Genomic DNA, 14,593 nt, shown 5'->3' with positions numbered 1-14,593 from the left:
TTCGAATCCTGTCTTCCCGATTTTTTTTATTTTTGGCTTTCTTTCTTTTAGAATTTAGGCTATAATATTATCAAACTTAATTTAATAATTATGCGCCCATAGCTCAACTGGATAGAGTGTTTGACTACGGATCAAAAGGTTAGGGGTTCGACTCCTCTTGGGCGCGTCTTAACGAAATCACATTGCTGATTTCGTTTTTTTGTTTTCTTGAAATTTGAAATATTACGCTAATTTTTTTTCTGGGTAACTAAGTGATGTTGGTATAATCATGTGATGGTTTTGAATTTGTAAATATTTCAGCTATGTTAAAATAAGTTATGCATTATTATTTATTCAAATGAATAGAAAGGAAAATTAAGCGTGTTAGTTAGTTTGCATGTTTATACGATTTCTTTTTAAATTTTTACATTCTTGGAATTTACGGTAAAATAAGATAGAAGTTTCTTTTATTTTCTCTAAAATTGCGCTTTTATCCAGATAAGAGTTAATTCTTAACAGAATATTGTGTTACAATCGTGTTCCTTTAATTATCTTACTAAGTTGGGTATAATTAAGGTCAGAATTAGTCAAGGGAGGAAAACGAATGATGAGTCGTCACAATACTTCCGATTTAATAGAAGCTTATTTGAAAAAAATTCTGGAAGATAGCGAAATGATCGAGATCCGACGTACCGAGATGGCTGATTTGTTTAACTGTGTGCCATCCCAAATTAACTATGTCATTAATACTCGCTTTACCATTCAAAGAGGGTATGTAGTAGAGAGTAAACGTGGTGGTGGCGGTTATATCCGGATTGAAAAAATTAAAATTTCAGATAATCATCGCTTCTTAGAGCAAGTTGATCAGCTTTTTGCCGATGAATTAAGCGAAAAAGATGCATTAGCAATTATTCAAAAATTGTATGAAGAAGATATTTTAACCAAAACTGAAGGTAATTTGATTTTAGCTGCTTTAGCTAAAAATACGTTAGGACATTTTAAAAATGAAGATGAAATTCGCGCTAGCATGCTCCACGCGGTGTTGGAACGATTAAGTTATGAAGATAGGAAGTGAGTCAGATGGATGAATTATTTACAGAAAAAGCCAAAGCAGTTTTAACGGTTGCCCAAGAAGAAGCCAAAACGTTTAAACATCAATCCGTTGGTTCAGAGCATTTGTTACTGGCTTTGATTATTGAACAAGACGGCATTGCCGGTAAAGTCTTGCGGGAAATGAATATTTCAGAAAACGATATAAGAGAAGAAATTGAGCACTTAACTGGTTATGGTACGATGAAATCTTATCCAGCCGGTGCATATTTACCTTATTCACCTCGAGCAAAGCAAATTTTTGCTTATGCTGGTGATGAAGCCAAACGCCTAGGGGCTCCTAATATTGGGACGGAACATTTATTGTTGGGTCTTTTACGAGATGATGAAATTTTAGCTTCTCGCATTATGATCAATCTCGGTTTGAGTTTAGCCAAAATGCGCCAAATTTTGAAAAAGAAAATGGGAGTTAGCGAAAGTAAAGCCCCTAATAATAGTTTAGGTGGCCGTCGTCGTCCTACTCAAGGTACAAAAGGAACACAACAAGGAACTCCAACACTTGATGGTTTGGCTCGTGATCTGACTAAATTGGCGCGGGAAAATCGTCTGGATCCTGTAGTTGGCCGAAGCAAAGAAGTAAAACGTCTGATTCAAATTCTTTCTCGTCGAACTAAAAATAATCCTGTTCTAGTTGGCGAACCAGGTGTTGGTAAAACAGCTATAGCAGAAGGGCTAGCGCAACAAATCGTTCGCGGTGAAGTTCCAGAAGATATGCAGCAAAAACGTTTGATGATGTTAGATATGGGTTCACTTGTAGCCGGTACAAAATATCGTGGTGAATTTGAAGACCGGATGAAGAAAATCATTGACGAAATTTATCACGATGGTCAAATTATCTTATTTATCGATGAACTGCATACTTTAATCGGCGCAGGGGGAGCAGAAGGTGCCATTGATGCTTCTAATATTTTAAAACCAGCGCTAGCGCGAGGAGAATTGCAAACAATCGGTGCCACCACACTGGATGAGTATCAAAAATATATTGAAAAAGACTCCGCTTTGGAACGGCGTTTTGCGCGTGTGCAAGTTGATGAGCCAACTCCTGAAGAAGCAGAAGAAATCTTAAAAGGCTTACGTCCGCGCTACGAAGAACACCATGGCGTTGAAATTTCTGACGATGCCTTGCATGCGGCTGTCCAATTATCAGTACGTTACATCAACTCGCGGCAATTACCGGATAAAGCGATTGACTTAATGGATGAGTCTGCGGCGAAAGTCCGCTTAGATAAAGCCGACGAACCTTCTGAAATTATTGGTTTACAAGAAGATATTGCTAACTTAATGAGTGAAAAAGAAGAAGCGATTCAAAATCAAAACTTTGAAGCGGCTGCTCGTCTACGACAAAAAGAGAAGAAATTAAGCCAACGTTTAGCAGAATTAGCCTTTGCGGAAACAAAAGAAGCATCTGGTTTTGCAGATCACGTTACAGCAGAAGATGTGGCAACTGTTGTCTCCCAATGGACAGGTGTGCCATTACAACAAATGGAGAAAAAAGAAAGCGAACGCTTATTAGATTTAGAGAAAATTTTGCATCAACGTGTAGTTGGTCAAGACGAAGCGGTGAAAGCTGTCGCACGCTCTATTCGACGGGCTAGAAGTGGTTTGAAAGATCCTAATCGTCCGATCGGTTCGTTTATGTTCTTAGGGCCAACAGGGGTCGGTAAAACGGAACTAGCCAAGACTTTAGCTGAAGCGATGTTTGGCAGTGAAGATGCCTTAATTCGTGTTGATATGTCAGAATTTATGGAGAAATATAGTACCAGTCGCTTGATTGGTTCCCCTCCTGGTTATGTGGGATATGATGAAGGGGGCCAACTAACAGAAAAAGTCCGTTCTAAACCTTATTCGGTAATCTTATTAGATGAAGTAGAAAAAGCGCATCCAGATGTCTTTAATATTTTATTGCAAGTCTTAGATGATGGTCATTTGACAGATTCGAAAGGACGAAAAGTAGATTTTCGCAATACGATTTTAATTATGACTTCAAATATTGGCGCTACGCAAATTCGGGAAGAGAAAAATGTTGGTTTTAACGTGACGGATATTACTAAAGATCATGGCGCGATGCAAAAACGTATTTTGGAAGAGTTGAAAAAAGCCTTCCGTCCTGAATTTTTAAATCGAATTGATGAAACTGTGGTCTTCCGTTCATTAGGTGAAGCAGAAATTCAGCAAATTGTGAAAATCATGAGTAAATCCATTGTAAAACGTTTAGACGAACAAGATATTCACTTGAAGATTACTCCAGCTGCTAATGAAGTAATTGGTAAAGCAGGTTTTGATCCAGAATACGGGGCACGTCCAATTCGGCGGGCGCTCCAAAAAGAAGTGGAAGATCGATTATCTGAAGCGTTGTTATCTGGCCAAATTCATTTGGGAGATAACGTTACAATTGGTGCGAAAAAAGGTAAGATTACGTTAACGGTCAAAGAAGCAACCGAAAAACGTAAATTGCAAAAAGCTTAAGTTTTAACTGAATTTATCAAAGTCACAATGTTACGAGATTTCGTAGCGTTGTGGCTTTTTTTGTCGCTAAGAGATCAAAAAATTGCTATGTAATTCGTCAAACTTTTGTCTGATTGTTTGAGGAGTAGAGCAATCTTTTTAGTTTTTCTTATTTTGCAGCACGTAATTATTTAAAAATAGTGGGATTTTTGATTGCTACTTCTAAAATGACACGCCCTGTGATAAGATAATTGAGTTATTAAAGGGGGAAGAAGATGATTGAATTAATCACAACGGTAGCTTCAGTTGCGCAAGCTAAAGCATTATTAGCTGCTGGCGTAGATACCATTTATTTTGGGGAAGAAACATTTGGATTACGCCTACCGTATTCATTTTCACGCACGGAACAACGGGAATTAGTCAATTTAGCCCATGCTGCCGGGAAAAAAGCAGCAATTGCCGTCAATGGCATTATGCATCCAGAAAAAATGAAAATTGTGCCAGAATACTTGGCCTTTGTCAAAGAAATTGGTGCCGATCAAATTGTCGTCGGTGATCCGGGTGTCGTTTATGTTATGTCACAAGATGAAAAATTAGCGATTCCTTTTGTTTATGATGGCGAAACGTTAGTGACCAGTGCGCGGCAAATTAATTTTTGGGGTAAAAAAGGTGCTGTCGGAGCGGTTTTAGCCAGAGAAGTTCCGTTTGCGGAAATGAAAGAATTAGCACCGCAATTAACAATCCCAACCGAAGTTTTAGTTTATGGCGCCACTTGTATTCACCAATCCAAGCGTCCGCTTTTACAAAACTATTATAATTATACAAAACAAGATGAAAGTACGAGTAAAGAGCGTAATTTATTCTTATCTGAGCCGAAAAAGCCCGAAACCCACTACTCCATTTATGAAGACAGTCACGGCACCCATATTTTTGCCGATAATGACTTGGATTTAATGAATGAGTTAGATCAATTAGCTAATACTGGCTTTAAGACTTGGAAATTAGACGGCTTATTTACCGATGAAGAAAATTTTGTGGCTGTGGCGCAATTGTTTGTAACGGCAAAAGCTGCAATTTTAGCTGGTACGTGGGATGAAGCGCAAGCCAAAACACTTGATGAAAAACTGCATGCTTTGCATCCAGAAAAGCGTGGGTTAGATACAGGCTTTTATTATTTAGACCCGAATAAAATTCGTTAAAAGAATTTGAACTTAGTTGCAGCCTAAAAGGTGAAAAAAGTAAAAACATACCGCTTAAGTAGCCACCAAAATAAAAAGGCTTCGTCGGGTTTAAACTTATTTCATTTTTTAGCAATGCTTTTAATAGCCAAGAAATCGTATTATAAAAGATGCTGCCAACTGGTTTTTAAGCCCATACCTGAAATGTTATAAAATGCCTTTACAGATAGTTGCGCTTAATGGCAGTTTTTGATTCAGTCTTTTTAACACTAAAGTAGGAGTGACAAAAAAATATGACACAAAAAGTCTTGAAACGTCCGGAAGTTTTAGCTCCGGCAGGGACGTTGGAAAAATTAAAAACCGCAATTCACTACGGTGCGGATGCAGTTTATATCGGTGGGAATGCTTACGGTTTACGTAGTCGCGCGGGAAATTTCACGTATGAAGATATGCAAGAAGGAGTAGCCTTTGCTAAAGCCCACAATGCTAAAGTATACGTGGCAGCCAATATGGTAACGCATGAAGGCAATGAAGAAGGGGCCGGTGAATTTTTCCGTGAATTACGAGATGTCGGGATTAGTGCGGTTATTGTATCTGATCCAGCTTTAATTGAAATTTGTGCTACCGAAGCTCCGGGATTACCGATTCATTTATCAACACAAGCTTCTGCAACCAATTTTGAAACATTAGAATTTTGGAAAAATGAAGGTTTAGAACGCGTCGTTTTAGCACGGGAAGTTTCTATGGCAGAAGTAGCGGAAATCCGCAAAAATACCGATGTTGAAATTGAAGCTTTTATTCATGGCGCAATGTGTATTTCTTATTCAGGTCGGTGCACGTTATCAAATCACATGTCGATGCGTGATGCCAATCGAGGCGGCTGTTCTCAATCTTGCCGCTGGAAATATGAATTATATGATATGCCTTTTGGTACAGAACAACATCGCAGTTTGACTGACAAAGGACAAGTAACCGAAGAATTTTCCATGAGTGCAGTCGATATGACGATGATTGAACATATTCCAGATTTAATCGAAAATGGTGTCGATAGTTTAAAAATTGAAGGACGGATGAAATCTATTCACTATGTTTCAACTGTGGCAAATGTTTATAAAGCGGCAGTTGATAGTTATATTGCAGACCCTGAAAATTACGTGTGCAAACAAGAATGGATTGATGAGTTGTGGAAAGTGGCACAACGAGAGCTGTCTACAGGCTTTTACTACCATACTCCAAGTGAAAATGAACAATTATTTGGTCCTCGTCGCAAAATTCCGCAATACCAATTTGTCGGAGAAGTAATGGCTTATGATCCGGCCACAAAAATTGCTACCATTCGCCAACGGAATCATTTTTCAGTTGGGGATGAAATTGAATTTTATTCACCAGGCTTTAAGCATTTTGAACAATCTGTTGAATGGATGAAAAATGATGAGGGAGAAATGATTGATCGCGCTCCAAATCCGATGATGATTTTAACAATGCCTGTTGTTCAGGATGTCGCAGTTGGCGATATGATTCGTAAGAAAAAAGAATAATTGCTATGAATAAACAATGCTTGTCTAAATGTGCAGATCGTGAAGCGTTAGATTTTTGTCTAACCCTTCACGATTGCGCCCATAGGCAGGCTTTTTTTGTAGGTAAATCAATTATTTGATTTTCACTAGGAACTCTCTACGGTAATAAGCTGAAATTTGAAGAAATTTGGGAAACAATTTATTAAAATTCCATCTTATTACTTGAGAGTTACCCACGTTTGCTCAGCTTTTCTGAGTTTATTCATGTAATTCAAGGGGGAGTCCATCGGGATCAAAGAAAAAGGTCATTTTCTCATTGGTGAAAGTATCATGGCGGATTTCTTCACAACGGACACCATTTGCTTTTAAGTAAGCAACTTGAGCTGTGATGTCATCTGTTTTAAAAGCTAGATGACGTAATCCCGCGGCTTCGGGGAAACTAGGTCGTTTGGGTGGATTTGAAACCGCAAAAATTTCCAGCTCGCAATTATCTAATTGTAAATCGAGTTTTGTATCATTTTTTTCCGGCCGATAATGTTCGCGGATAATCGGCAAGCCTAAAATATCGACATAAAAATGTTTGGCCGCAGCTAAATCAGAGACGATGATGGCAACGTGATGAATTTGGGAGAATTTTTGCATGGTTGTACTCCTTTTATAGTCTAATAATTACTATTACGCAAAATAGTGGGGTGTTAACGCTAAATTTTAAATAATTTTAGCCTATAAACAGCCTACTAGCTAATCATTTTTGTTTCAAGTACAATACAGATATTGAAAAATATGGTAATCCTGAAGTAACGAAGGGGAGAATAACGTGAAAAGTTATGATTATATTGTCATCGGTGGTGGTAGTGGCGGTATTGCCTCAGCCAATCGCGCGGGGATGTACGGTCAAAAAGTGCTACTGATTGAAGGAAAAGCACTTGGCGGAACTTGTGTTAACGTCGGTTGTGTACCGAAAAAGGTGATGTGGCAAGCCAGTGAAATGTTAGAGATGATTCACCGTGATGCACCAAGCTATGGTATTACAGCGGATGTGAAAAACTTTGATTTTACCGATTTAGTCACTAAAAGAGAAAAATACATCTCATTTTTACACGGTGCCTATCAAAGAGGGTTGGACAGTAACAAAGTCGATGTCGTCACAGGCTACGCTAAATTTGTAGACGCACAAACAGTTGCAGTCGGTGAGGAAGTATTTTCTGCACCACATATTTTGATTGCGACTGGCGGTCGTCCAAGTCAGATGAATATCCCAGGGGGCGAGTATGCGATTGATTCAGACGGCTTTTTTGCAATGACTGAAAAACCTGCCAGCATGATTGTCCTAGGCGCAGGTTATATTGCAGCAGAACTTTCTGGCATGGCCCAACAAATGGGCATTAAAACCACTTGGGCATATCGCCAAGGTCGACCTTTACGAACATTTGATACAATGCTTAGCGATAATTTAGTTGAAATGTATCAAGATAATGGTGTGACGTTATGTGCAGAACATGTGGCCAAAGAAATTATTAAAAATGAGGACAACACGTTTACTGTAATATTTGAAAATGGCGTCAGTCATACAGCTGAAAAAGTTTTATTTGCTGGTGGCCGTCTACCAAATACTGAAAAACTCGGTTTGGAAAAAATTGGGGTGAAATTAGACAATCGTGGTTTTATTGTCGTGGATAAATTTCAAAATACTTCTGTAGCTGGTATTTATGCAGTCGGCGATATTATCGGTAAAGTTGATTTGACTCCAGTTGCAATTGCGGCTGGTCGGCGTTTATCAGAACGTTTGTTTAACGGCAAGACCGATTTGCATTTGGACTATGACTTAATTCCAACTGTCATTTTTACGCATCCACCCATTGCGACAATTGGCTTAACCGAAGAACAAACTTATGAAAAATATCCAGATGAAAAAATAAAAGTCTATCGTTCGCGTTTTACACCGATGTATTTTGCTTTAAATGATTACCGCCAAAAATGCGAAATGAAGTTGATTTGTGTCGGGGAAGAAGAACGAATTGTCGGCTTACATGCAATTGGTGTCGGGGTAGATGAAATGTTACAAGGTTTTGCTGTGGCCATCAAAATGGGCGCAACAAAAGCTGATTTTGACAATACCGTTGCGATTCACCCTACAGGCGCAGAAGAGTTTGTTACGATGCGCTAAGGTTACTAGTACAGATGGATGTTATTTTGATAGAATATATATTATTCCATTAAATTTTACGTTTTAATGGATGAGATGAATACTTTTAACTTAAAAGAACCCAGCTACAGTTAGGATAAAGTCTAACTGTAGCTGGGTTCTTTTTTATAGTTATTTCAATACAGATATTGGCTTTTACTAATCTTTGCGCTCTAAAATTGTCTGGGTTAAGCGTAAAAGGGTTGCTTTGGTATTTAAATCGTTATCTGGGAGCTTTTTAATGCCTTTTAAGGCTTTATCTGTATAGTCTTTGGCATAGGCTTTAGCTGCTTCTACACCACCGAATTCGTGGACAAAACCATATAGGGTTTCCACTTCTTCATCTGTAATTTTCCCGCGCTTTTCTAACAGCGGAAGCACTTGTTGGGGCGCTTTTTGTAAGGCTAATAATAATGGTAGCGAATAGACTCCTTGGCGTACATCTTCTAAGACGGGTTTACCGATTACTTCAGCTGGTTGGGAATAGTCTAGAATATCATCAATGATTTGAAAGGCCATACCAATATTTTGACCGATATCCCCACATTGTTTGGCAAAACGTTCATTCGTACCACTTTCTAAAGCACCGACCGAACAACTTAAAGAAAACAGTTCCGCTGTTTTGCCGGAAATATTTTCTAAATACTCATTAATCGTCACTTTGGTATCGTAACGGGTATCCATTTGGCCTAATTCACCGTTTAAAATTTTTTCCATACTGCGAGAATTAATTTGTAAACTCCGCATCGAACTTGCGTAATCTGCCATTAATTTAAAGCAACAGACAAAAAGAAAATCTCCAGCGTAAACAGCGACAGCATTACCAAACTCTGAGCGAATCGTTTGCAGACCACGACGTAAATCCGCCTCATCGACAATATCGTCATGAACTAAAGTGGCGGTGTGAAGCATTTCAATCGAGGCAGCTAAAGAAACAGCTTTTTTACGGTCTTGTTCTGGGCCAAATTGAGAAAAAAGGAGTTGATAAGCAGGGCGCAGTAATTTACCACCTGAGTGAATCATGCTTAAAATTGCATCAGCGACAGGCTTGTTTTTTAACTTAATTGAATCTTCCATTAGCGTCAACGTTTGGCGCAATTCAGGTTGTAAGGCAGGATAATCCTGCCAAAGTGGATGTAACTTCATAAAATTCTCCTTTAGGTTTTAAAAGGTAAGAAATGCAGGTCCTTTCAATAATCGGGGGTAATGGGTAACAGAAAAGTTGTGTCTACTATTATCCCACAGGTAGCCCAGTAAAGATAACAGAAAAGGCATCGCTAGCACTAACGCCAACTTTGCTTGGTCTGGTTCTCATAGGCGATTTGGAATTTTTGCAACGTTTGGACGCGACGCAACAAAAAGTTCGCGGCAATCCCAATTGCGATGCCAGATAAAATTCCAAAAAATGACAAGATTGGCAGATATAACATGACGGTCCAAGATTGGGCGATAAAAGAAGCGGTGAGCAGTTGCCCCACATTATGCATAAAACCGCCGGCAGCACTAATCCCAATAATGCTAACTCGTTTTGGTCCTAAAAGACGTAAAAACGCCATCGCAAAATAACTTAACATGGCCCCACTCATACTGTAAAGAAAAGTCGAGAGGGTTCCACCTAGTAAAGTTGTTAAAATTAGTCGCATCCAGACTAGCGAAAAACTATCTTTTTTAGGCATCGTGAAAAGGGAAATAATTGTAATTAAATTGGCTAAACCCAATTTAGCACCAGGCGCAAAGGCAAAAGGATAAGGAATCATATTTTCAACCAGCCCAATTACCACTCCTTGTGCTACTAAAAGGGCAATATAAATCATTTTTTGTGTGCGATTCATTTTTTAGACGTTTAATTAATAAATTAAATCGTCGCCGTCACCTCCTGTATTTCCTTGTACTTCAATGACAAGTTTGTGAGGCAAACAGACAATAGTTTCACCATTTTCTTTGGCCCAACCGCGTCTTACGCAGACTTGGTCGCCGCAGTTGGCTTCTTTGATTCTGATTTGATCGTCTTTTACTTCAATTAAATTATAATCCCCATCCTTATCTTCGTAACGATAGGTTTCTTTTTGGCCTTTAAAAAGCTTAAAAGACTTAATTTCTTTACCGTCAACCCGTAAAACGGCTACTTTAGTAGTAACGGGTGCATTTGTTTGTTGCAAACCAAAAATAAGTGTTGGGATAAAAGAAGCAATAATTAAAAAGATAACGATGATAAAATCCCAGGGTTTTAGTTTGCTGGCTTTGATAAATTCTTTTATTTTCAAAGGAGTCACCTTTCTAACTTCTTTTAAAACTTGTATATTTCTAAAAATAGATGAAAAGTAAGTATTGCTATTTCGGGTAAAAATTAGACGAAGCTTTTAAAAATCTTTCAATTTAACCCAAAATAAAAAGTTAGTTTGCTAAATTTTAACGAAATTTTAGCGGGAACTTTTAAGCAATCTTTATTTTAACATAGGAACTTGTCTTGGAACTAAGAAAAGCTTTACTAACTCACAAACTTACTCGCAATAAGAAAAGACCCAGACATTAACTGCCCGGGTCTTTTTTACGTGCCTTACAGCAAGTTTATTTTTGGTTGTAAAGTGATTTCGGCTTGCCGTACCACCAGCCACCTAGTTTTTTCTGAATCCAAGGAATTACCCAACGGTCTAAACCGACTGCGCGGCCAGAACCGTTCATTAGAGCAAAGGCAACTGGAATAAACCAGATGTTAACCCAGTAGAACATCCCAGACATACAAAACATTGCAACTAAGATAATAGTTGTTCCGTTCATTAACCAAGTGAATAAACCGGCCATGATACAAAGTGCAATCCCAATTTCAACAAAGACCATCATTTTTTGGAAGAACATTGCGACATCCATATTTGGCATCATAACTTTCATGATGCTGCTAAACCAATCCGGTGCTTTATCTAAGACAGCCATTGGTTCTTCACCGTAAGCATAACTTAAACCAAAGTGAGCCGCATGCGTTGCCGCTTCAGCACCACCACTTGTTGCCGCATCAGCAGCCCCCGAAGCACCCCCGACAGCATCGGCAACACTTGAAGCAGTTGTGGCAGCAGTAGCAGAAGCACCACCGACTGCGTCAGCAGCCCCAGAAGTTGCTGTTGTGGCAGCTTCTTTAGCGTAATCCCAAGTCCAAGGGAAAACAGAGTTACCAGTAAACCATGAACCTTCACCAAACCAAGTTGATGGTTTTAACACTTCGCCATTGCCGACGATTTTTTTGAAGGCTTCAATAAACCAAACTAAACCATAAAAGATTCGTAGTGGTACGCTCCACAGAACATTACCATAACGAGAAGAATGGCCACGGGTTACATTGCGGTCGTCTTTAATATGGAAGAATTCATGCATCATGTATTGGAACATATAGTAACCAGAGCGAATATCAAAGAAATATTTCAAGTTGACGATATGTTTCATAATAATTGCTAAGAAACCGCTCAAATGGATTTTGCCGAATAATTCTGCAACACCCCATTTTGAACCAACTGAAACCATGAAACCTTGGTAGTTACTCTTGAATTTGTGTTTTTCACCATCGCCTTTAATCGCTGAAACGACATTAGCTGCAGCGCAATGTCCTGTTTGTTCAGCTGCTTGAACGATTTGTGGTGTTGGTGTATTTGGTTGTTCTTCGTAGTAAACCAAATCCCCGATGATATAAATATTTTTATCTTCGTAGCCTTTAGCTTCCATGTACTCATTGGCAACTAAACGATTCCCACGAGCAGCTTCTAAACCAAAGTCGGCTGCATCAGAAGTTGCTTTAACACCAGCAGTCCAAATTAAAGTGTGCGTTGGAATGGTTGAACCATCTTTTAATTTGATGTGGTCAGCAAAAACTTCAACGATTGGTGCATTTAAAACAAGTTCAACATTTTTCTTTTCCAAATAACGAACTGCTTTATTAGCGTCGTTACGATTTAACATGTTCAAAATTGTTGGCATTGCTTCAACAACTTTTAATGTAAATTCATTTGGATCTAATTTGTAATCTTCTGCTAAGCGATCTTTCCATTCTACTAGTTCACCGATCATTTCAATCCCGGTAAAACCAGAACCACAGACTACAAATGTCAACATTGCTTTGCGTTTTGTTGCATCTGGTTCGATCGCAGCTTTAGCTACTGTGTGTTCGATGTGTTCGCGAATGCGGACAGAATCTTCAAACGACCATAATGTGAAGCCGTGCTCTTTTACACCTGGGGTACCAAAATCATTTGGTTCGCCACCCATACCAATTATTAAGTGATCAAAGGCGTAACTACCTGCTTGTGTTTTGACAACTTTTTGTTCTTTGTCGATTCCCACTACAGTATCTGTTACTAATTTCACGTTTTTCTTACGGGCAAACAAACGTTGTAAGTCATATTGAATAGCAGTAGGTTCCACGCGGCCGCCGGCAACTTCGTGTAGCTCTGTCATCATGGTGTGGTAAGAATGACGATCGATTAATGTGATTTCCACATCATCTTTCTTTAATTTCTTAGCCATGAATTTAGTAGCGGCTACACCTGCGTAACCCGCACCCACAACGACAATGTTTTTCTTTGTCATTGAATATCGCTCCTTAAAATATAAAAATAGTATGATAATTATTACACAATCCACCCTATTATACAGACAGATAGACTGTTTGTCTATCCTAAAAAAATTATTAGAACGTGCTTTTTTTGAAAAAATTTGCTTGTGAAGATAGACCATTATTGTGAATTTTTCTCAATGTTGAAAACGGTTGACTTTTAAAGGACTTTAATTACAATGTAATGTGCATCACATGCCTAGTATGGCATAAGTTACATAAGAAAAAGTGAGACGAAGAGGGGAAATTAAATGTTAAACAAAAAATTAGTGGCGGGTTTTACAGTCTTGACGTTTTCAGCCTTAGTATTAGGTGCTTGTAGTCCAGACAAAAAAGATGAAAGTTCAGCAAGTTCATCAGCGAAAACAGAACAAACAACTGCTTCATCAGCAAAGGCAAGTAACGCAGATGTTAAAATTGCGGACGGTAAAACAGAAAATGCTGAAGTTCCAGGAGCAGGTACAATCGTTATGCGCCAATTATACACAGCGCCTCACGGGGACAAGTCATTTGCTGTTGTCAACGTAACCCTAGACGGCGACAAAATTCTTTCAGCGCGGATGGATGAATTCCAATACGTTGAAAAAGGTGATGATTGGACGGGTGTGCCAAATGCCGATGCCAAATTAGGCGAAAACTTCCCATCAGGTAATATTTTAGTTGCCAAGGAAGAAAACAGTAAAGCTTATTCAGCTATGATGAAAGATCATGGTGGTGCGACCCAAACATGGGATGAAAGCATGACTGCAATTACTAATTTTGTTAAAGGTAAAACAATTGCAGAAGTTGAAAAAGCAGTGAAAGATCTTGACGCACAAGGAGAAGATGCAAAAGTTTCTGACGTCGTTTCAGGTGCGACATTCTCTGATACAAAAGGCTACTTACAATCAATTGTCGATGCCGCCAAATCAGGAATGGTATCAGTTGGTGAAAAAACTAGCAGCACCGACTTGAAAGAAGCCATGATTTTAGCAGCGCCTCACGGGGATCAATCATTTGCTACTGTGACTGTTGCGTTAGACGGCGATAAAGTTGCGGCAACTTTTGTGGATGAATTCCAATATGTTGATCCTGCTGACTTTGGTGGTGTTCCTAACTCTAATGCTGCTTTTGGTGAAGGCATTAAAGATAATTTGGTTTTAGGTTCAAAATATGCCAACAACGAAGCTTATTCAGCACTGATGAAAGACCATGCACAAGCAACCCAAACTTGGGAAGAAAATATTCATGCTGTTGATGCTTTTGCAAAAGGTAAAACAGTGGCTGAATTGGAAAAAGCAGTGAGTGATCTAAAAGGGCAAGGCGAAGATGCTAAAGTATCTGATGTCGTTTCTGGTGCAACATTTGCTGATACCGCTGGTTATTTACAAGCGATTATCGACGCTGCCAAAAAAACGGCTGAATAATTTTAATAAAAAATTTTTTAGCTTCCAGCTATTTTAAGTTGGAAGCTTTTTTTGTGAAAAGTTACGCAGAAAAGTTAGTGGAAATAAAAGGACAAAGAGGGACAAGGCTTGTGGTGACATGGCTTTGTTAGTTGTTACCAAAATCTATGGTTGAATGCGAGTTATGTGAATTTTTT

At 38.8% G+C, this 14,593-nt stretch carries 11 protein-coding genes and 1 tRNA gene; 7 read left to right on the top strand and 5 right to left on the bottom strand.

Annotation, left to right across the window (positions count from 1 at the left end):
- Positions 1-92 precede the first annotated feature (92 nt).
- The 5 genes from RU96_RS03695 to RU96_RS03675 all read left to right on the top strand — a co-directional run bounded on the left by RU96_RS03695 (position 93) and on the right by RU96_RS03675 (position 6,250).
- Positions 93-166: transfer RNA gene (locus RU96_RS03695), tRNA-Arg, on the top strand.
- Between the two features lie 420 nt (positions 167-586).
- Positions 587-1,054, top strand: coding sequence for a CtsR family transcriptional regulator (locus RU96_RS03690; protein WP_071864204.1), 468 nt, complete (start codon positions 587-589; stop codon positions 1,052-1,054).
- Between the two features lie 5 nt (positions 1,055-1,059).
- The gene (locus RU96_RS03685; RefSeq protein WP_071864192.1) at positions 1,060-3,555 is read left to right on the top strand and encodes an ATP-dependent Clp protease ATP-binding subunit; all 2,496 of its coding nucleotides are present in this window, start codon (positions 1,060-1,062) and stop codon (positions 3,553-3,555) included.
- 254 nt (positions 3,556-3,809) lie between these two features.
- Positions 3,810-4,733, top strand: a complete 924-nt coding sequence (locus RU96_RS03680; protein WP_071864191.1) for a peptidase U32 family protein — start codon at positions 3,810-3,812, stop codon at positions 4,731-4,733.
- Between the two features lie 272 nt (positions 4,734-5,005).
- The gene (locus RU96_RS03675) at positions 5,006-6,250 is read left to right on the top strand and encodes a peptidase U32 family protein (RefSeq protein WP_071864190.1); all 1,245 of its coding nucleotides are present in this window, start codon (positions 5,006-5,008) and stop codon (positions 6,248-6,250) included.
- A gap of 237 nt (positions 6,251-6,487) precedes the next feature.
- On the opposite strand, the gene gloA2 is transcribed toward RU96_RS03675, so the two are convergent.
- Positions 6,488-6,871 (bottom strand): SMU1112c/YaeR family gloxylase I-like metalloprotein, encoded by a 384-nt coding sequence (gloA2, locus tag RU96_RS03670; RefSeq protein ID WP_071864189.1) that lies wholly within the window; start codon positions 6,869-6,871, stop codon positions 6,488-6,490.
- Positions 6,872-7,046: 175 nt separating this feature from the next.
- Here gloA2 and gor point away from each other — a divergent pair, with 175 nt between their 5' ends.
- Positions 7,047-8,396 carry a glutathione-disulfide reductase gene (gor, locus tag RU96_RS03665; protein WP_071864188.1) on the top strand — a complete coding sequence of 450 codons (1,350 nt, stop codon included), beginning with the start codon at positions 7,047-7,049 and terminating at the stop codon, positions 8,394-8,396.
- Between the two features lie 177 nt (positions 8,397-8,573).
- Here gor and RU96_RS03660 read toward each other — a convergent pair whose 3' ends face one another.
- From RU96_RS03660 to RU96_RS03645, 4 genes are all read right to left on the bottom strand, one after another.
- Positions 8,574-9,560, bottom strand: a complete 987-nt coding sequence (locus RU96_RS03660; RefSeq protein WP_071864187.1) for a polyprenyl synthetase family protein — start codon at positions 9,558-9,560, stop codon at positions 8,574-8,576.
- A 137-nt stretch (positions 9,561-9,697) separates the two neighbouring features.
- On the bottom strand, positions 9,698-10,246 hold the full coding sequence (locus RU96_RS03655) for a Gx transporter family protein (protein WP_071864186.1): 549 nt from the start codon (positions 10,244-10,246) through the stop codon (positions 9,698-9,700).
- 15 nt (positions 10,247-10,261) lie between these two features.
- A complete protein-coding gene (locus RU96_RS03650) occupies positions 10,262-10,678 on the bottom strand; it encodes a NusG domain II-containing protein (RefSeq protein ID WP_071864203.1) in 417 nt (138 codons plus the stop codon).
- Positions 10,679-10,982: 304 nt separating this feature from the next.
- Entirely contained in the window at positions 10,983-12,986 is a 2,004-nt protein-coding gene (locus RU96_RS03645; protein WP_071864185.1) for an NAD(P)/FAD-dependent oxidoreductase, read from the bottom strand.
- Between the two features lie 276 nt (positions 12,987-13,262).
- On the opposite strand from RU96_RS03645, the gene RU96_RS03640 reads away from it, so the two are divergent.
- Complete coding sequence (locus RU96_RS03640) at positions 13,263-14,417, top strand: peptidoglycan-binding protein (protein WP_071864184.1); 1,155 nt, start codon at positions 13,263-13,265, stop codon at positions 14,415-14,417.
- Positions 14,418-14,593: the final 176 nt, after the last annotated feature.

The sequence above is a fragment of the Enterococcus canintestini genome (genome assembly GCF_001885735.1).
In the GTDB taxonomy this organism is placed as follows: Bacteria; Bacillota; Bacilli; order Lactobacillales; family Enterococcaceae; genus Enterococcus_C; species Enterococcus_C canintestini.
Note: the sequence above shows the minus strand (reverse complement) of the source record. Positions and strands in the feature narration are given on the sequence as shown.